Source organism: Thalassolituus sp., from assembly GCF_034111725.1.
In the GTDB taxonomy this organism is placed as follows: domain Bacteria; phylum Pseudomonadota; class Gammaproteobacteria; order Pseudomonadales; family Oceanobacteraceae; genus Thalassolituus.
Window position 1 is genome coordinate 54055 of the sequence record NZ_JAWUWR010000033.1, and the last position, 18297, is coordinate 72351.

Annotated in this window: 15 protein-coding genes; 11 read left to right on the forward strand and 4 right to left on the reverse strand. The window is 48.4% G+C overall.

The window, feature by feature from the left end; genetic code table 11:
• Positions 1 to 42: 42 nt before the first annotated feature.
• Positions 43 to 861, reverse strand: a complete 819-nt coding sequence (locus UXZ23_RS04750) for a hypothetical protein (RefSeq protein ID WP_320819492.1) — start codon at positions 859 to 861, stop codon at positions 43 to 45.
• A gap of 246 nt (positions 862 to 1107) precedes the next feature.
• Between UXZ23_RS04750 and UXZ23_RS04755 the strand changes: the two genes are divergently transcribed.
• Both UXZ23_RS04755 and UXZ23_RS04760 read left to right on the forward strand, forming a co-directional pair.
• Positions 1108 to 1596, forward strand: coding sequence for a gamma-glutamylcyclotransferase family protein (locus tag UXZ23_RS04755; RefSeq protein ID WP_320819493.1), 489 nt, complete (start codon positions 1108 to 1110; stop codon positions 1594 to 1596).
• Complete coding sequence (locus UXZ23_RS04760; protein WP_320819494.1) at positions 1596 to 2528, forward strand: alpha/beta hydrolase; 933 nt, start codon at positions 1596 to 1598, stop codon at positions 2526 to 2528. Before UXZ23_RS04755 ends, UXZ23_RS04760 begins: the two co-directional genes overlap by 1 nt.
• A 91-nt stretch (positions 2529 to 2619) precedes the next feature.
• On the opposite strand, the gene UXZ23_RS04765 is transcribed toward UXZ23_RS04760, so the two are convergent.
• The gene (locus UXZ23_RS04765) at positions 2620 to 3636 is read right to left on the reverse strand and encodes a hypothetical protein (RefSeq protein WP_320819495.1); all 1017 of its coding nucleotides are present in this window, start codon (positions 3634 to 3636) and stop codon (positions 2620 to 2622) included.
• A 179-nt stretch (positions 3637 to 3815) separates the two neighbouring features.
• Here UXZ23_RS04765 and speE point away from each other — a divergent pair, with 179 nt between their 5' ends.
• From speE to UXZ23_RS04800, 7 genes are all read left to right on the forward strand, one after another.
• Complete coding sequence (gene speE, locus UXZ23_RS04770) at positions 3816 to 4670, forward strand: polyamine aminopropyltransferase (protein ID WP_320819496.1); 855 nt, start codon at positions 3816 to 3818, stop codon at positions 4668 to 4670.
• A gap of 458 nt (positions 4671 to 5128) precedes the next feature.
• Complete coding sequence (glyQ, locus tag UXZ23_RS04775) at positions 5129 to 6121, forward strand: glycine--tRNA ligase subunit alpha (RefSeq protein WP_320819497.1); 993 nt, start codon at positions 5129 to 5131, stop codon at positions 6119 to 6121.
• Complete coding sequence (glyS, locus tag UXZ23_RS04780) at positions 6121 to 8193, forward strand: glycine--tRNA ligase subunit beta (RefSeq protein WP_320819498.1); 2073 nt, start codon at positions 6121 to 6123, stop codon at positions 8191 to 8193. The genes glyQ and glyS overlap by 1 nt, the downstream gene beginning before the upstream one ends.
• Positions 8194 to 8292: 99 nt before the next feature.
• Positions 8293 to 8658 (forward strand): GFA family protein, encoded by a 366-nt coding sequence (locus UXZ23_RS04785; protein ID WP_320819499.1) that lies wholly within the window; start codon positions 8293 to 8295, stop codon positions 8656 to 8658.
• 4 nt (positions 8659 to 8662) lie between these two features.
• On the forward strand, positions 8663 to 9214 hold the full coding sequence (gene gmhB / locus UXZ23_RS04790) for a D-glycero-beta-D-manno-heptose 1,7-bisphosphate 7-phosphatase (RefSeq protein ID WP_320819500.1): 552 nt from the start codon (positions 8663 to 8665) through the stop codon (positions 9212 to 9214).
• A gap of 136 nt (positions 9215 to 9350) precedes the next feature.
• The gene (locus UXZ23_RS04795) at positions 9351 to 10160 is read left to right on the forward strand and encodes a lysophospholipid acyltransferase family protein (protein ID WP_320819501.1); all 810 of its coding nucleotides are present in this window, start codon (positions 9351 to 9353) and stop codon (positions 10158 to 10160) included.
• Positions 10161 to 10184: 24 nt separating this feature from the next.
• The gene (locus UXZ23_RS04800) at positions 10185 to 10370 is read left to right on the forward strand and encodes a PLDc N-terminal domain-containing protein (RefSeq protein WP_015485210.1); all 186 of its coding nucleotides are present in this window, start codon (positions 10185 to 10187) and stop codon (positions 10368 to 10370) included.
• 76 nt (positions 10371 to 10446) lie between these two features.
• Here UXZ23_RS04800 and UXZ23_RS04805 read toward each other — a convergent pair whose 3' ends face one another.
• Entirely contained in the window at positions 10447 to 11940 is a 1494-nt protein-coding gene (locus UXZ23_RS04805; protein WP_320819502.1) for a mechanosensitive ion channel family protein, read from the reverse strand.
• Between the two features lie 74 nt (positions 11941 to 12014).
• Entirely contained in the window at positions 12015 to 12476 is a 462-nt protein-coding gene (locus UXZ23_RS04810; protein WP_277288733.1) for an Lrp/AsnC family transcriptional regulator, read from the reverse strand.
• Between the two features lie 416 nt (positions 12477 to 12892).
• Here UXZ23_RS04810 and putP point away from each other — a divergent pair, with 416 nt between their 5' ends.
• Both putP and putA read left to right on the forward strand, forming a co-directional pair.
• Positions 12893 to 14359, forward strand: a complete 1467-nt coding sequence (gene putP, locus UXZ23_RS04815) for a sodium/proline symporter PutP (protein WP_320819503.1) — start codon at positions 12893 to 12895, stop codon at positions 14357 to 14359.
• Between the two features lie 274 nt (positions 14360 to 14633).
• Entirely contained in the window at positions 14634 to 18275 is a 3642-nt protein-coding gene (putA, locus tag UXZ23_RS04820; protein ID WP_320819504.1) for a bifunctional proline dehydrogenase/L-glutamate gamma-semialdehyde dehydrogenase PutA, read from the forward strand.
• The last annotated feature ends 22 nt before the right edge of the window (positions 18276 to 18297 follow it).

Consider the following 18297-nt stretch of genomic DNA (forward strand, 5'->3'; position numbering starts at 1 on the left):
TACCATATTGCAACGCCCCTTTTTTTATCGACGGAAATGCACTTACCAGCTAGAGACCTGATTAGATTCGTCTCGGCTAACGCCATCTTCCGCAATTTCCTCAGCGCCATTTGCATTAATATCTGCCGGCATAGCATCGAGCTCTTCACGTACATCATTAATAACGTTACGCACCATTTGCGGAACGCTATCCCAATTGTTAGTACCGTCAGACTTTATTTTTGACGACGCTAAACACGTAATACTATGAGCTTCATTCGTCGATTGCTTATTAATTTTCTCGCCAGCAAACGCACTAGCAATATCTTCATCGGTTAATTCGCTTAGAGAGCCAACATCACTAAATTTATTACCCGAAATCATCGCATGCTGAATACCGTTGTAACTGCCGTTGCTATCTTGGTCGGTCACTAATAATACGCCATTGAGAAATTGATCGTTCAACACCTCAAACTCAATTTTATACGATTCGGAATATTGCACTTCACCGCGCTTATCTTGGTAAGCACCTTGATCAAATAAACGCTCACCGCGTTGCACTAATTTCGTTGTTGCGTAATCAACATCGATATTCATACCGCACTCGTGAAAACGGAAAACACCGTCGCCAATTTCTTCTAGCACAACCAATTGTTTGCTTTCAATGCTACTGGTGATGCCAAACTCAGGGCTGGTATTCGTTTCGAGAAGCTTGGATGATATTAACCAAACACCCGCTGGCGATTTAAAAATAGGAGCGTTGGTAACCGAATTACTAGATTGTTCAGAAACCACCGCTACTGCGGCATCAGTCGACTCGTTTGAACAAGCCGTAATTGCAGCAGTCATTATTCCTATGGTGAACAATCTCGAACTCAACATCTATGCGCCCTCTTATTTGATCATAATATTGGCGGTATTTTTAAAACGAGACTCACTCTAACACTCGTTTTATGACACCCAGACGACCACAAGTACTCTTTTGTATAAAATGAGGCCGTCGTCACAGAATCTCCACTACCTGGTTTCCTAACAAGGCCAATTCAATACGAAACAGGTAAATTTCAAGATCAGAGAGGACAATACGGCTAACCGATTAGTCGCATTCTAACCTAAAGGCCAGACAAAATGACCGAAGAATACCTGTTTGTTTATGGCACCCTTCGCCCTGAGTGCCAGCAACATAGCCAACATTTACCTAAGGGCGGCAATATTGCCCACGAAGCCTTACAACTATACGGCGAAGCCATGGGACAATACATTTGGCAGGCTCAACTGTTTGATTTGGGACGATACCCAGGCGCAAAGAGCAGCACAGCGTCCAGTGATCAAGTCATTGGCGAATTGTTTTGCCTAAAAAATCCACAAGCTGCACTGGCTATTCTAGATGAGTATGAAGCCTGCAGAGCCGAAGATCCGTTCCCACACGAATATGAACGCTGCGAAATTCAGGTACATATGGGCCAAAATGGATCATATCAAGCCAGCCGACCCGAACTATGGCCTAATAAGGTCTGGGTTTACGAGTACCGTCTGAGTACTATTAGCCATCGTCGAATTCCAACAGGTGACTACACATCTGTTTATCCACCCATCGATAACAATAAGGTTTACTGATGAATCTCGTTAAAAGCCTGCTAATACTGATTTTGATCGCAGTGATCGGAATATTTGCTAGTGTTCACTTTGCTCCATTGAAGACCGCCACTTTCCTTGTCGATATTAAACGCGATATCGCTGGCCTTGAGCGCAAAACCATTTCCTTAGCCGATGGTAATCAATATGTTTACCTTGAGGGCGGTAAAGGCGAACCATTAGTCTTGTTGCATGGTTTCGGCGCCGACAAAGATAACTTTACCGAAGTTAGCCCATACCTAACGGGCGACTTCCACATTATTGCTCCCGACCATATTGGCTTTGGCGAATCCTCGAAGCCAAAAGGTGCAGATTATGCCCCTATCGCACAAGCACAACGCCTACACGAATTGGTTTCGCGCCTTGGCCTAGAGCGCTTTCACTTAGGTGGAAGTTCCATGGGTGGCCACATTGCAATGACTTACGCCAGTCTTTACCCGCACGAAGTTAAGAGCTTATGGTTGCTCGATCCAGGCGGTGTTTGGTCTGCTCCTGAAGCAGAAATGCGTACTATTATTCGTAAAACTGGAGTGAACCCTTTAACGGCCAAAACTCCAGAAGAGTTTCGTAAAGTATTCGATATGGTCATGAGCAAGCCACCTTTCATCCCAGATTTTGTACTGGATGAAATGTCAAAAAAACGTATCGCTAACTTCGATTTAGAGCAGAATATTTTTGCGCAAATATCAGCAGACAATGTTGAAGAACGCGTCCGCGGCTTAACCACCCCAACCTTGCTGGTGTGGGGCGCTGAAGATCGAGTACTCAACCCAGAAGCTGCACCGATATTGGAAGGCCTTTTAACCAATGTTAAAACAATTATTATGCCGGGTATTGGTCACTTGCCAATGCTGGAAGCGCCGAAGCAAACGGCAACCGACTTAAAAGCATTTATTGCTAATTTACCTGAATAAAACCGATAGGCGTTGAATTTAACAGCGCACAGAAAAAAGCGGCCCTCTGCAAATAAACAGGAGCCGCTTTTTTTATACTTAAAAGGTCGAATTAATTAGCTTCAATGCTCACATCTAGAGACATTTCACCGTCATTTTCATCAGTACCGGATGCCGTGAATGCCAGTTTATCTTCACTCGTTGCCGTAATAGCTAACGAATACGCCGTAGTGCTCTGACAGGTATCATCGCCTTCATCACACGTACCCTCTCCATAAATATCACTTTGGCCTGAAATAATATCCTGCGAGAAAGTGTTGTCGTAAAACAGCGTTGCGCTTAATCCGATCGTGCTCGCATCGCCAGAGAACGCGGTCTTCTCGCCAGTGAGTGTCATGATTTCAGCGTAATTGACAGCAGATATAGAAGTGTTGTTATTCACCACACCGGCACCAACCCCTTTTGAAGCACCAACACACGCTAACGAATCACTTAATTCAGCAAAGGTGGCACTGGCGGAACCCACAGTAAAATCGACGCCAATCGCATATTCACTTGCGGCATCGTTGAACGACGTCGCATCGCTGATCTTCACACCCACCATACGGGTGTTTTGCGCAATACTGTATCCGTCCCCCGTCGCATCAGTCTGCAAGCTACCGGATAAACTCCGGTTGTTGGTTAAAATCAGACTCCAATTATAAGAGTCCTCAACCGAGCCACTCAACGTGCCATCAGCAAGCGTTAACGTGATAGCAGTAAAATCTAACTCGTGATCAATATTACACGCCCACAAGCGGTACTCCCCCTCGGTTGCTAATGCGCTTAATAACACCAGTTCTCGGCCCTGATAGTAATTAGAGGTATCACTACTATCGGTCACGACATAATCAAACTTGGAACTGGTATTGATCAGCCATAAGCCTTCAGGGGTATCTGAACTTAATGCCGCATCCGCTGCCGGAAGATCTGCTCCCAATTCAGCCAAGGTTTGCTGAGCAAGTTGAGTGGTAGGATCAACGTCGACCACAGTAGCAACATTGGTACTGCTGCTGTTGCCACTGCAAGCCGATACGAGCGCAGCCGCGACCAAGCAATAGGCCGACTTTTTGAATTGGGAGTGCATCATGATTTCCTTTTTATATTCTTATTTAATCCTAGAAGGGGATCATAGCAGACGCAATTGCAGACCTAAGGGCAATTCGGGCCCATTACCGATACGATTTCCCAGCTTGCCGTGGCCTCATCGCGTTCACGTCGTTATAATCGCCCGCAGAAACTCATCCTCCTATCCTCACGGACTATCTCATGACCTCTAAAACCGTCGTTTCCGAACGCCTGTATGATGGCTACGCCCAATCCTTCACCGTTAGCGAATTGCTGTTTGAAGTGAAAACGGAACACCAACATCTGGAAATCTTCGAAACGCCGTTTCTAGGCCGCGTCATGCTGCTGGATGGTGTGGTACAAACCACCGAAAGAGACGAATTCATCTACCATGAAAGCATGGTGCATGTACCTTTGTTCGCCCACCCAGCACCCAAGCGCGTACTCATTATTGGCGGTGGCGACGGTGGTATCTTGCGTGAAGTATTGCGCCACAAAAACGTAGAACACGTAACCCAAGTTGAGATCGACGGCAGTGTCATCGACATGTGCAAAGAATACTTCCCGCGCCACTCGAATGGTGCCTTCGATGACCCACGCGCCACTATCGTGATCGCCGATGGCAAAGAATTCGTCGCCAACTGCCAAGACAAATACGACGTTATTATTTCCGACTCCACCGACCCTATCGGCCCGGGCGAAGTACTGTTCACCTCAGACTTCTACGCTGATGAGAAAACCTGCCTAAACGAAGGCGGCATCATGGTGGCACAAAACGGCGTACCTTTTATGCAAGGCCAAGAAATCACCAACACCTTCCAACGCCTAAGCAAACTGTACGTAGACAACAGCTTTTACGTTGCCCCCGTGCCAACCTACACCGGTGGTTTTATGACCTTAGCTTGGGCAACCGACGACGCCTCGTTGCGCAAGCAAAGCGTTGAACAGATTCAAGCGCGTTACGACGCAGCGGGTTTTGCCACGCGTTATTACAACCCAGAGATTCATGTTGCGGCGTTTGCGTTGCCGAATTATGTGAAAGCTTTGATGGTGTGATTTGCTTTTTTTGCCGGCTGCTTGCGGATTTCGCTGTCGCGACTACGAACAAAAAGCATTCGTTGAATTGCTCCTACAGGGTCAGCACTTTGAATTAAAGCCTTTGAACGGTGAGGAACAGGACTGTAGAAAGTACTCAGGGAGTTGTAGGAGGTACTCAGAGAGCGCCAGCGAGCAGTGCCGAAACGATGCCAAACCATCGTCGCGACTACGAACAAAAACATTCGTTGACTCCCTCCTACAACCCCATACGAATATCTCCAGTTTAAAGCATATCGTCTCGTGCCTCAGGGCCTGCCCCGTGCGAAAACCCCGCGGCGTCAGCCACAAAAATAACCCCAACCGCGCCAGCAGCGACAAAACCCACCAATAGCTACAAAATCCCACCGTCACTGTTATAATCTCGCGTCTTTAAATTTTCGAACGTTGCATAACGCACGCAAACAGGAATCCTCGCTGTGAGCCAGAGTCGCCATAACGTCAAAACCTTCCAAGGCTTAATTGCTGCCTTGCAGGAATACTGGTCCGAACAGGGCTGTATTATTAACCAGCCACTCGATATGGAAGTCGGTGCCGGTACTTTCCATACCGCGACGTTTTTGCGTGCTATCGGCCCAGAAAACTGGAGCGCTGCTTACGTGCAACCAAGTCGCCGTCCTACTGATGGCCGTTATGGTGAAAACCCGAACCGCTTACAGCATTACTACCAATTTCAGGTGGTGATGAAGCCAAACCCAGTGGATATTCAAGAAAAGTACCTTGAGTCGCTGCGCGTGATGGGCGTTGATCCTTTGGTTCACGATATTCGTTTCGTTGAAGACAACTGGGAATCACCAACGCTTGGCGCTTGGGGTTTGGGCTGGGAAGTTTGGCTAAACGGTATGGAAGTGACTCAGTTCACTTACTTCCAGCAAGTTGGCGGTTTGGAATGTTTCCCAGTAACCGGCGAGATCACTTATGGTCTTGAGCGTATCGCCATGTACCTGCAAGAAGTGGATTCTGTCTACGACCTAGTTTGGACCTACGGCCCAGACGGCAAAGCCGTGACCTACGGCGACGTGTTTCATCAAAACGAAGTGGAGCAATCGGCCTATAACTTCGAACACGCCGATGTCGATTTTTTATTCAAAGCCTTCGATCAATACGAGAAAGACTGCAAACGTCTGATCGAAGTTGGCTTGCCGCTACCCGCTTACGAGCAGGTATTGAAAGGCTCGCATACCTTCAACTTACTCGATGCTCGCGGCGCAATTTCTGTGACTGAGCGTCAGGGCTATATCTTGCGTGTACGTACATTGGCTCGCTCGGTTGCCGAAGCTTACTTCAACAGCCGCGCGGAAAAAGGCTTCCCGCTGGCGACCGAAGCAAACCGCGCCGAAGTATTAGCTAAGTACGAAGCAGCCAAGGCGAAAAAAGCCGATAAAGACGCTGCCCAGCAGGAGAAAAAATAATGAGCACTCGTGATTTCTTAGTAGAGCTAGGTACTGAAGAGCTACCTCCAAAAGCACTTAAAAATCTGTCCAACGCGTTTGCTCAAGGCATTGAACAAGGCTTGAAAGACGCGGGTTTAACCATGGGTGCGATTGAACAATTCGCCGCACCGCGTCGTTTAGCCGTGCGCATTGCTGCGTTACCCGAGCAACAAGCCGATCAAGAAGAAGTTCTGTACGGTCCGCCAGCAAACATCGCTTTTGACGCCGATGGTAAGCCAACCAAAGCCGCATTAGGCTTTGCGGCCCGCGCCGGTACCGACGCGTCTGAATTAAAAACAGCGCCTGATTCTGACAAAAAGAATGCCGGTAAGCTGATGCTCGAACGTACGATCAAAGGCAAGAACACCACTGAGCTGTTAGCCGCAATTGTGCAAAACAGCTTGGATAAACTGCCGATTCCTAAGCGCATGCGCTGGGGTTCGTCGCGTATTGAATTCGTGCGCCCAGTACAGTGGTTAGTCATGCTATTTGGTAACGACGTAGTCGATGCCGAAGTGCTTGGCTTAAAAGCCGGCAACACCAGCCGTGGTCACCGCTTCCATGCACCGGGCGAGATCGTTATCGAACACCCGTCAGAATACCAAGACAAGTTACGCGCCGCCTATGTGATGGCGAGCTTTAGCGAACGCGGCACTTTGATCAAAGAGCAAGTTACGGCCGAAGGTAAAAAACTGGGCGGCGAAGCCGTCATCAGCGACGACTTGTTAGACGAAGTAACGGCCCTAAACGAATGGCCAGTGGCTTTGGCGGGGTCGTTTGATGAAGACTTCCTGCGCGTGCCACCAGAAGCCTTAGTGTCTTCAATGAAAGAACACCAGAAGTACTTCCACGTAATGAAAGACGGCAAACTGCTGCCAAATTTCATCACCATCGCCAACATAGAAAGCAAAGATCCACAGCAAGTGATCTCGGGTAACGAGAAGGTGATTCGTCCGCGTTTATCCGATGCTGCTTTCTTCTGGGATACCGATCGTAAAAACCCATTGGCTAGCCGTTTCCCGAAATTAGAGAACGTGGTCTGGGTGAATGGTCTTGGTTCTACTGCCGACAAAACTCGTCGTATCAGTGCCTTAGCCAGCAAAATTGCCGAGCACATGGGGGCCGATGTGGCGCTGGTGCAACGCGCTGCACACCTATGCAAAAACGATCTTGTTTCGAACATGGTGACTGAGTTTACCGACCTACAAGGTTTGGCCGGTAAGTACTATGCCGAACACGATGGCGAGCCAGCAGACGTTGCGGCCGCTATGGTCGAGCAATACATGCCTGCGTTCGCTGGAGATGCTTTACCGGCAACACAAACCGGTACGCTGATCGCCTTGGCGGATCGTCTCGACAGCCTTGTCGGCTTGTTTGGTACTGGCCAACTGCCAACGGGTTCGAAAGACCCATTTGCACTGCGCCGCGCTTCATTAGGTGTGTTGCGTTTGCTGGTTGAAAAGCAAATCAACATCGACCTTGGCGACTTAATTGATTGGGCGTTGGCGAATGAATGGGCCACGGAACTGCGCGCCGATACCAAAGCAACGCTCACTGAATACCTGTTAGATCGTTTCAGCGCTTGGTATCAAGACGAAAACATCCCAACCGGCGTGTTCCAGTCTGTTCGCGCACTGGGCGTAACCAATGCGTTGGATATTAACCGTCGCGTACAAGCGGTATTTGCCTTCGGTAAATTAGAAGCCGCCCAAGCACTCGCCGCTGCCAACAAACGTGTCTCCAACATTCTAGCTAAGAATGGCGGTGAGAACGTTGAAGCCACAGTGAATGCTGAACTGCTGCAACAAGCCGAAGAAAAAGCGCTAGCTGAACAAGTTGCCGCGAAAAAAGCCGTGGTTGAGCCACTGCTCGCGAATGGCGATTACAGCGCAGCGTTAACCGAATTGGCTGGCCTACGTGAAGTGGTCGATGCCTTCTTCGACAACGTAATGGTCATTGCCGATGATGAAGCCGTTAAGAACAACCGCCTAGCGCTGCTTAAACAGCTCAGTGGCTTGTTTATGGCAATTGCGGATATTTCAGTGCTTTAAGATAATCTCTTAACTAGGATGAAATATTCATAATAAAAAGGAGCCTCGGCTCCTTTTCTATTTAATAGTTCAGACTCAGTAAGATAAAAGGAATTTACTATGCACTATTCAGGCTCATGTCACTGCGGCGCTATTAAGTATGAATTTGAAAGTAACGTGATTGATAGTGGGCTGCGCTGCAATTGTTCAATGTGTCGGAAAAAAGGGGCATTGATGTCGGTATTAACCGTACCGGTTGATGAGCTAACACTTGATGTAAAAGACGATGCCTTGACCACTTACACCTTTAATAGCCATCATGTGAAACATCATTTTTGTAAAGTCTGCGGCATTTATACCTTCCATAAAAGTAAGGTAACAGGCGGCTATCGGTTGAACTTAGGTTGCATCGACAACCTAGATATCGATAATCTCCCTTTCACTTTCTTTAATGGCGCCAACCTGCCGAGCATTACGGAATCCTAATTTTATGAAGCTGATTATCCTCGACCGCGATGGTGTACTAAATTACGACTCCGACAATTACATTCGTTCGGTGGATGAATGGCAGCCAATACCGGGTAGCGCTGAGGCCGTTGGTCGTTTGTGCAACGCAGGCTATACCGTTGCTGTGGCGACGAACCAGTCGGCGATTGGCCGTGGATTTTTCCCTATTGAAGTATTAAACGGCATGCACAACAAAATGGGTTCGTTAACGGCTGAACACGGCGGTGAATTTGCGCATATCGCTTTTTGCCCGCATGTTCCTGATGACCATTGTGATTGCCGTAAGCCAATGCCAGGCTTAATCCACCAAATTGAACAAGCGTTAGGTATTTCTGCTAACGATGCTTGGATGGTAGGTGATTCACTCACAGACTTAAAAGCTGGGGCCAGTGCCGGCTGTAAAACGGCACTAGTAATGACAGGCAAAGGCGAACGCACGCTACCGAAATTACAGGCTGATGCAGAACTCTGTGATCGCCCTGTATTCGACGACTTGTCGGCCTTTGTGGATTGGTTGCTAGGCCAAGCAGAATAAAGCTCACTTCTTATCATCGCCGCTTTATTACCACTGGGTTTCCTCGTACTCTAATTGCATACAGCCTAACTTGAATGCCCAGCTCCGCACCGCGAGATGGGCGTGAATTGGGCGGATCATAAGCCTGCGAGAAGCGATGAGTAAAAAACCAGTATTAACGAGTATTCAACTTGCCTTTTATGGCGCACGCACACTCTTGCTGTACCTATGGCTAAGTGTGTTCACGCTATTTTGGATGCTACCGAGCCTAATATTCATTCCCCTATTGCCGTTAAAGTTACGTCATCGCTGGGTGGCACGCCCGCTGTGTCGCGTGATTCTATGGTCAGCAGAGGCAATCACCGGCATACACTGGCGTGTTGTCGGTGCAGAACATATCCCAAAGGACGAACAGCGTTGCGTTATATTAGCTAAACACCAAAGCAGCTGGGAAACCTTCATGCTACCCGTGTTGCTGTACCCGCAAGTTCAGGTCGCCAAGCAAGAACTGACCAAAGCGCCCCTCTTTGGTTGGCTATTGAAACACATGCACCCGATATTGATTGATCGCACACAGCGCGCCCAAGCGTTAAAACAATTAGTAAAAGACGGCGCGGAACGCTTACATAGCGGCTTTCATATTTTGATATTCCCAGAAGGTAGCCGCGTGCCGCCCGGAACTCGTAAAGCCTTCTCTAAGGGCGCGGCAATGCTTGCAGTAAAAAACAATGCCCCCGTGCTGGCCGTTGCTCATAATGCCGGAGAATTCTGGCCGCATGATCATTGGATAAAACGCCCAGGAACAATTACTGTCGCCATCAGCCCGGCGATTGATACAACAAATTTAAGCACCCAAGAATTACACGATCAGGTTGAACACTGGATCAATTCCACCGTCGAAGAGATATCATCGACAAAGTTCACTGGCACCATAATTACCGACACGACCAGTGGTAAGCGCTTTTAATTTAGATTAACCAAGGACATTAACATGCAGATTCAAATTACCGGTTTGTTTGGGCTTATTATTCTGATTGCAGATATTTACGCTTTGATTAACGTCGTGCAGTCGCGCCGAACGTCAACTGGCGCTAAGGTAGTATGGATTCTTGCGATTCTATTCTTGCCAGTCGCTGGCTTTGTGGCTTGGTTGCTATTTGGTCCACGCGATAAATAGTTAAAACAAGACACCATCGAATACGCTACAAAAAAGCCCCGCTAAATAGCGGGGCTTTTTATTACTTACTAGTTAACTAAGCCTCTTCAGTACTCGGTTTGATATCGGACTTAGTCTCAGCCTTAACTTCTGGTGTAGCCTCTTGGGGTTTATCCAATTCAATTTTTGCACTTGGCGCTCGACCCGATTTATCTTCACCGAAATAGATGGTTTGATGAGGGAAAGGTATTTCAATATTGCGCTCGTCGAACGCTATTTTCATACGACGATTATATTCACGCATAACACTCCAACGGTCGTGAGATTGGGTTTTAATTCGGGCCTTGATCATTACGGCGCTGCCAGCAAATTGATCGAGACCAAATATCTCCATCGGTTCTAATATCTTCTCTTTATAAACATCATCGTTGCGTAAATCTACATCGATTTCTTTTAAACATACCAGTACATCATCAATGTTCTCGCGATACGCCACGCCAATATTAAATAACGCAAAGCTGAAATCTTTGGTTAGATTTTTAACTACCGAAATATCACCAAATGGCACGGTTATTACAGCGCCATCCAGATCTCGTATCTGAATTTTCCGTAAGGAAATTTTTTCGACTACACCAAAGTGATCACCTAGTTGAATGACATCGCCTATTTGCAACAGGTCTTCGAAAATAACCGTAAGCCCGGTCAGAAAATCTTTCACTAAGGTTTGCGCACCAAAACCTACTGCAATACCTAATACACCCGCACCGGCAAGAAGTGGCATGATGTCGATACCTAACTCCGACAGCACCACCATAGTGGAGAGCAGACTGAGGGTGAACATTAAAATATTACGAATGATAGGAGTGATGGTTTGAAAGCGGCTACTCGATAAATGGCTATTTTTATGAACAATAAGTTCTAGTAAGGCATTTACCCCTTCCCAAATGAGCATAAAAACCAAAGCAACGACAATAAGCATAAAGGCCGATGAGAAAACGGATTCAAATGCTAGAAATTCTGCGGCTTTCGGATAGTAATCGGATAGTACGTTGGTGCAGGCATAAAGGCTGACAATAAAACCGAACAAATACCCAGCCCAACGTTGCAACGAGAATAATACTTGGAAGCGATCTCGACCTAACTCTAAACGCTTAGAAATTGTACGCATGCGCTTTTCTAAGCGGACGGCCAACATGCCATTTAAAAAGACAAAAACGCCAATAACAAATAAGGCCACCAATAAAACCAGCAAATCACCGATTAGAGAGTCACTAAACCCGTATGAATTTAAAACTCGCATGAGTTCATTCGCTAAACCGTTACCGGTGCTGTCTAAATCAATCAAGCCATCAACAAGAGAATCGCTAGGGACAGGCTCATTAACTTCCAACAATAGCTTTAGCTTTTCAACCAGTGCGCCTCGATCGGCTTCGCTCTCTAATGTGGATATTAAGTCTTCTATTTTTTGCACTTCCTGCGGCGGTGCCTCTGAAGATGCTTGAACAGTAGAAGATTGATCAGCAGCCACGGCACTCTCGGAAAAGAAAAGGCTAGATAGCAATACAGCGAACATAATACTTAGATAACGCATACAAGCTCCATGCGGCGAAGGTAATATATCGACTAACATCCTCATAAGAGGTTCCTATTGCTCGCGCTGACACGCTAGCCCAAGCGCGACTCAATATCTTTTACATCTTCCATGACTACAAAAGTACTGGTTTGCGTCACGTAAGGCAGCGCTGAGATTTTTTCACCTAGCACAGCACGATAACTTTCCATGTCGGAGGTTCTAACTTTCAATAAGTAATCAAAATTCGCAGCGATCATATGACATTGCTCTACTTCTGGAATTTGTCGCACAGCTTCATTAAAAGCATTTAATGCTCGCGTTTTAGTATCAGACAACGACACCTGTACAAATGCTACGTGACGAGTACCAATTTTCTTCAAATCCAATAATGCGACGTAACCTAAAATAAAGCCCTGATCTTCCAACCGCTTCATTCGTATTTGGCAGGGTGTTTTTGATAATCCTACGCGCGATGCCAATTCCGTTACCGTAATTCGTCCATCCTTTTGCAATTCATGCAGAATAGACATGTCTAATTTATCAAGATTTTCCAAATTATCACCTCTCCAGCACAGACAGTATGAGTGCCCGCTACCCCGTTAATTGTATGTCGTGCATTTTGGTCATTTTTTGCGCACAGCATAGAAAATTGCACCAATATGATGAATCATTAGCAAAACCAGCAAATCTTACATAATTTGGGATATTGCCCTAATAATCTAATGAATTATATTCATTTTCACTGGATATGTTAGTTATTTAGGTCTTTATCCTGCGCCACCTGCTCTACTCTTTAAATGGACTTAAAAAATAAAATACCTCGTTTCGTAAAAATAAATAGCCGTAATCCATCTTAATCCGTAACCACGACTTAGTTTGCACGCTCATATTGTGCCTTTGAGTCAAATTATGGATAGGCATACGACTAGAAACAACGGTTTTAAAAAACAACGATCCCTTGGAGGCCGCTATGGTTACGTTAACCTTTATTCTCTATCTCGCACTGATGATGGTCATCGGTCTGGTTGCATACCGCAGAACGAAAGATCTTTCCGATTACGTGCTGGGTGGGCGTAATTTAGGGCCAGTTCCAAGTGCGCTAAGTGCCGGCGCATCCGACATGAGCGGCTGGCTGTTACTCGGTTTACCGGGGTTTGCCATGAGCGACGGTTATGGCGCTTTCTGGTTGGCAGGTGGCCTACTTGTGGGCACTTGGCTTAATTGGCTCATTGTCGCACAGCGCTTACGCACCTATTCGCACATGGCCGATGATGCTCTGACCCTTCCCGCCTTCTTCGAAAAACGCTTCGGCGATCACTCCCACACCTTGCGAGTTGTTTCCGCCTTTTTCATCCTCGTTTTCTTCCTCTTTTACACCAGTGCTGGCCTCGTCGCTGGCGGTAAGTTGTTTAACACTGTATTTGGCTTAGATTATGAAATCGCCGTGATCGTTGGGGCTGCGGCCGTCATCTCTTATACCTTATTTGGTGGTTTCTTAGCCGTATCGTGGACGGATGTTGTGCAGGGCTTACTCATGGTCGGCGCGCTTGTACTGGTGCCGGTAATCGCATTGAGCGACCTCGGTGGTTTAACCGCAACCTTCGCCGCCATCGAAGCCAAGAATCCTGAATTACTCGATATGTTCACCAATGTCGATGGCTCCAGCATTACCATTATCGGTACTTTGTCCTTGGTGGGTTGGGGTCTTGGTTATTTTGGTCAGCCGCATATTCTTGCCCGCTTCAAAGGTATTAGAAGTAAAGATGACGTACCCGCAGCACGCCGCATTGCAGTGTTATGGACAGGTGTTTCAATGGCAGGCTCGATCATGATTGGCTTATTCGCCATTGCGTATTTAAAAGCGGGTCTTGGTGATAGCGAGACGGTATTTATGGTCATGGTTGATGCCCTCTTCCATCCGGTCGTTGCCGGTATATTGTTGGCGGCTATTTTAGCGGCGGTGATGAGCACGGCAGATTCGCAATTGCTGGTCTCTTCTTCAGCCTTGGCAGAAGACTTCTATAAAGCGCTCTTCCATAAAAACGCCTCACCACAACAGCTCGTTAACGTTGGCCGCATTGCGGTGGTTGTGATTGCGGTGATCGCTACCTCGTTAGCACTGGATGAGAATTCAGGTGTATTGGCACTCGTGTCTTATGCTTGGGCTGGTTTTGGTGCTGCATTTGGTCCTGCTTTAATCTTCAGCCTGTACTGGAAACGCATGAATCGCTGGGGCGCTTTGGCGGGCATTCTTGCCGGTGGCGTTACTGTGGTGGTTTGGAAACAGCTATCCGGTGGTATTTTCGAGCTGTACGAAATCATTCCGGGCATCATCTTCGCCTGCATCGCCATCGTTGTGGCGACCTTAGCGACGCGCCCACCGGAGCAACGACTGCAAACCCAGTTCGACGACGTCGTTACTGCCGTGCGTAGCTAACTTCGACGCAACCTTCGCTGCCTCTTGATCGCGGCAGCGAAGGAATTCGCGCCATAGATAAAACGTCTTTAAATTATTACTTTTTTAGTTTTTATGATTTGAAAATCAAAATATTAAAAGATTTTTACGCATAGAAACCCACAAATATAGAGAAATAGCTTTTAAAAGCATTTGTACAATGAAAGACAATCGATTCCATGTCCGGATTTTAAGTTAGTACCCGTCTCCTAAAAACGCAGACGGTAGATCCGGCCACCGTTTATAGGAGACATGTATGCCATCTACTTCTCAAGCTCTGCGCAACGACATACGCCAGCACTATCTGGCCGATGAAGTTGCCACGCTAACACGCATTATTGCTGCCTCGAACTTCAGCGCCGACGATCGCGCACAAGCCTCGACCTTAGCCGCCGAGCTGGTACGCCAAGTGCGTGCCGCAAGTCGCCCAAGCATGATGGAAAACTTTCTTGCAGAGTATGGTCTATCCACTCGCGAAGGGGTGGCATTGATGTGCTTGGCCGAAGCCTTACTGCGAGTGCCGGATAGCACCACCATTGATGCGCTGATCGAAGACAAAGTAGCCTACGGCGAATGGCGCGAGCATTTAGGTCACTCCGCTTCATCGCTGGTGAACAGCTCCACTTGGGCTTTAATGCTCACGGGCAAATTGATTGTGCCATCCAGCGACAAAGGCATTACTTCAACGTTAAAGTCTTTAGTAAAGCGCTTGGGTGAGCCGGTTATTCGTGTCGCCGTGGGCCAAGCCATGACCGAACTTGGGCGCCAGTTCGTACTCGGGCGCAACATCAAAGAAGCCACCAAACAAGCCGGTAAACTCGAAAGCCAAGGCTATACCTATTCCTACGATATGCTAGGTGAAGCGGCACGCACGCAAGCCGATGCCGACGATTATTTCAAAGACTACAGCAGCGCCATCAAAACCCTAGCCCCTCTGTGTACTCACGATCTTATCGCCGATAACCCTGGGATTTCCGTTAAGCTCTCCGCACTCCATCCACGCTACGAATTCGCCAAGCGCGAGCGCGTGATGGATGAGTTAGTTGAACAAACACGCAAACTCGCGCACCAAGCCGCAGAAGCGAATATGGGCTTCAATATTGATGCCGAAGAAGCGGATCGCCTTGATCTCTCGCTCGATATCATCGAAGCCGTGCTCAGTGACCCTAAGCTCAAAGACTGGAATGGTTTTGGCGTTGTGGTTCAGGCTTTTGGGCAGCGTGCAGGCTTTGTCATTGAATGGCTCTACAAGCTGGCTAAGCGCCTTGATCGTCGCATCATGGTGCGTTTGGTGAAAGGTGCCTACTGGGATGCCGAGATCAAACGCGCACAAACCCTTGGCCTCGATGGCTTTCCGGTTTACACACGCAAAGTACACTCAGATATTTCCTATCTTGCCTGCGCTGAAAAACTACTCGGCATGACCGACCGTATTTATCCGCAATTTGCTACTCACAATGCACACTCCATGGCCGCCGTATTAACCATGGCGCGTGGCGTTAATCGCGATGCCTTTGAGTTCCAGCGCTTACACGGCATGGGGGAATCGCTGCACGACATGGTTCACGCCATGGAGAAAACCCGCTGCCGCATTTATGCACCCGTCGGCGAACACAAAGATTTGCTCGCCTATTTGGTCCGTCGGTTACTCGAAAACGGTGCCAACAGCTCCTTTGTGAATCAGATTGTCGACACCCGTATCGCGCCTGAAACCATCGCCAAAGATCCATTTGGCTTAGTCGCCGAGTTGGGAATAAGCCCAAGTAGCGTTATTACACTACCCAGTGCGCTTTATGGTGCCGGTCGCCCCAATGCGCGTGGCTTTGATATCACTCACCCCGATGTTGTGGCACAACTCAACAAAGAACGTAATGCTTTCCGAGAGCATCAATGGCGTGCACAACCCATGATCGCCGGAGCGGAGAGCCAAGGTAATGAGCGCACAATCATGCGCAATCCCGCAGCGCCCGATGATGTGGTTGGCTATGTTACCAGCGCTGCCCCTGAAGATATCGAACGTGCGATAGCCAGCGCGCGCAAAGGCTTTAGCGCTTGGGCGGCAAACGCACCAGAGGAGCGTGCTGCAATACTCGATCGCGTCGCCGATCTCTATGAAAAACACACACCTGAACTATTTGCCTTAGCCACCCGTGAAGCCGGTAAAACCCTAGCGGACGCCGTGGGGGAAGTGCGCGAAGCCGTCGATTTTGCTCGCTACTACGCGCAACAATTACGGTTACTACAAACCGATGCCACCGCCGCCGAATTAACGCCGCGTGGAGTTATCACCTGTATCTCGCCGTGGAACTTTCCGCTGGCGATTTTTACCGGCCAAATCCTCGCCACGATTGCCGCCGGTAATGCGGTATTGGCGAAACCGGCAGATCAAACTCCGTTGATTGCTGCCCGTGCGGTAGAACTCATGCACGAAGCGGGTGTGCCGAAAGACATAGTACAACTGCTACCCGGCAGCGGCCCTAAGGTCGGCGGGCCTCTCACCAGCGATGCCCGTATCGACGGTGTTTGCTTTACTGGTTCAACCATCACCGCCACCACCATTAATCGTGCAATGGCGAAAACCATGGCGGCAGATGCTCCCTTAGTAGCCGAAACCGGTGGTCTAAACGCCATGGTGGTCGATTCCACCGCGCTGCCAGAGCAGGTCGTGCGCGATGTTTTAGCCTCATCTTTCCAAAGTGCGGGTCAACGCTGTTCAGCCCTACGTATTTTGTACGTACAAGAAGATATCGCCGATAACCTTCTGCACATGTTGTACGGCGCTATGGACGAACTCGAACTGGGTAACCCTTGGGATTTGACCACGGATGTCGGCCCTGTGATTGATGATATCGCCAAGAATCGCATCGAAGCCTACTGCCAAGAACGCTCTAAGAATGGCCAAATATTGAAGAAATTGCGCGTACCAGCACAAGGACGTTTTGTCGCCCCAACGGTTATTCGCGTTAACGGCATTGAAGATATGGAAGAAGAAATCTTTGGTCCTGTACTGCATATCGCCACCTTTAGCGCTAAGAATATCGACAAGGTTATTGATGCGATTAACGACCGTGGCTACGGCCTAACGTTTGGCCTGCAAACCCGTATGGATACACGTGTTGAAGCCATTACCAAACGTATTCGTGTGGGCAATACCTACGTTAACCGCAATCAAATCGGTGCCATTGTTGGCTCACAACCTTTTGGTGGCGAAGGATTATCGGGTACCGGACCAAAAGCCGGCGGCCCCGAATACCTGCGACGCTTTATGGCGCGCAAGCAAGAAGCGCAGGTTAAAACGCCCAAAGGCGCGAAAGTGACCGCCGCTGCGATTAGCCAAGCAATCACGATGGCCAAACAGCTAGCGCAAGAAATTCCCGATAGCGTCAGCGAAGCCAGGGTTAGTGCGTTGTTTCAGTCACTCGGCATGAGTGCCCCGCGCTTACCAGCAAAAGTGAGCGATATGCCGGGACCAACTGGTGAGATGAACCGACTGTCTGTACATGCACGCGGTGTGATCTTGTGCCTTGGCCCAGACGCCAACACCGCACTACGCCAAGCTTCTTGGGCGCTGGCAACCGGCAATGCCGTCGTCGTTATTGCTCCCGATGTCGAGAAAGAACTGGCCAAGACGGGGCATCAACCTTTACCTATCGTTGCGCTCGACGGCATTGCCGAACCAAAAGCTCTTAGCTCATGCGATGGCTTTGCCGCCGTTGCTTGCAATGCTGAAGCGTCGTTGCAGCAGCAATACCGAATCGCGTTATCCGAACGCCAAGGCATTTTGCTACCGCTGATCAACGAGCTCGATCAGCCCGAGCGTTATCAAATTGAACGTCACCTGTGTATCGACACCACCGCAGCTGGCGGCAACGCCAGCCTCATTGCTGCAGCTGAATAAAAGTAACCAACAGACCAAAAAG

What these genes read in the sequence shown, in the direction of transcription:
- UXZ23_RS04750 (WP_320819492.1), bottom strand. Translation starts at nt 861, where the DNA reads ATGTTGAGTTCGAGATTGTTCACCATAGGAATAATGACTGCTGCAATT.
- UXZ23_RS04755 (WP_320819493.1), top strand. Translation starts at nt 1,108, where the DNA reads ATGACCGAAGAATACCTGTTTGTTTATGGCACCCTTCGCCCTGAGTGC.
- UXZ23_RS04760 (WP_320819494.1), top strand. Translation starts at nt 1,596, where the DNA reads ATGAATCTCGTTAAAAGCCTGCTAATACTGATTTTGATCGCAGTGATC.
- UXZ23_RS04765 (WP_320819495.1), bottom strand. Translation starts at nt 3,636, where the DNA reads ATGATGCACTCCCAATTCAAAAAGTCGGCCTATTGCTTGGTCGCGGCT.
- speE (WP_320819496.1), top strand. Translation starts at nt 3,816, where the DNA reads ATGACCTCTAAAACCGTCGTTTCCGAACGCCTGTATGATGGCTACGCC.
- glyS (WP_320819498.1), top strand. Translation starts at nt 6,121, where the DNA reads ATGAGCACTCGTGATTTCTTAGTAGAGCTAGGTACTGAAGAGCTACCT.
- UXZ23_RS04785 (WP_320819499.1), top strand. Translation starts at nt 8,293, where the DNA reads ATGCACTATTCAGGCTCATGTCACTGCGGCGCTATTAAGTATGAATTT.
- gmhB (WP_320819500.1), top strand. Translation starts at nt 8,663, where the DNA reads ATGAAGCTGATTATCCTCGACCGCGATGGTGTACTAAATTACGACTCC.
- UXZ23_RS04795 (WP_320819501.1), top strand. Translation starts at nt 9,351, where the DNA reads ATGAGTAAAAAACCAGTATTAACGAGTATTCAACTTGCCTTTTATGGC.
- UXZ23_RS04800 (WP_015485210.1), top strand. Translation starts at nt 10,185, where the DNA reads ATGCAGATTCAAATTACCGGTTTGTTTGGGCTTATTATTCTGATTGCA.
- UXZ23_RS04805 (WP_320819502.1), bottom strand. Translation starts at nt 11,940, where the DNA reads ATGCGTTATCTAAGTATTATGTTCGCTGTATTGCTATCTAGCCTTTTC.
- putP (WP_320819503.1), top strand. Translation starts at nt 12,893, where the DNA reads ATGGTTACGTTAACCTTTATTCTCTATCTCGCACTGATGATGGTCATC.
- putA (WP_320819504.1), top strand. Translation starts at nt 14,634, where the DNA reads ATGCCATCTACTTCTCAAGCTCTGCGCAACGACATACGCCAGCACTAT.